This is a genomic window from Priestia sp. 10L35, from assembly GCF_056395685.1.
The window spans coordinates 1-467 of sequence record NZ_JBFTKA010000053.1 but is presented as its reverse complement, the minus strand read 5'-3'; the positions used below and the strand labels follow the sequence as shown (position 1 = coordinate 467).

General features: G+C 42.8%; 2 rRNA genes. Both read right to left on the bottom strand.

Annotated features, from left to right (window positions below):
• A 23S ribosomal RNA gene (locus AC1DEF_RS29215) occupies positions 1 to 124 on the bottom strand; the annotation flags it as partial.
• Between the two features lie 257 nt (positions 125 to 381).
• Positions 382 to 467 (bottom strand): 16S ribosomal RNA (locus AC1DEF_RS29210); the annotation flags it as partial.

Sequence of the window (467 nt, the reverse complement as noted above, 5' to 3'; positions counted from 1 at the left end):
TCCCCATTCGGAAATCTCCGGATCAAAGCTCACTTACAGCTCCCCGAAGCATATCGGTGTTAGTCCCGTCCTTCATCGGCTCCTAGTGCCAAGGCATTCACCGTGCGCCCTTTCTAACTTAACCATTAGCGAATAAATGGTACAACATAMTGTTGTGTTATTTATTGRTTTGATTAAAGAAAAGTTTCACTTTTCCTCAGCAATTACTGTTATCTAGTTTTCAAAGAACAAAACAACTGACTTCCATCACATCATGATAAACATCACTGTGATATCTACGTGCAGTTTTGCGCCAAGTAATCGCAGGCGCAATTATTATGAGAGATTGAACTCTCAAAACTGAACAAAGTGTCAAAACGTACGTCATGTAAAAATCCTTAGAAAGGAGGTGATCCAGCCGCACCTTCCGATACGGCTACCTTGTTACGACTTCACCCCAATCATCTGTCCCACCTTAGGCGGCTAGC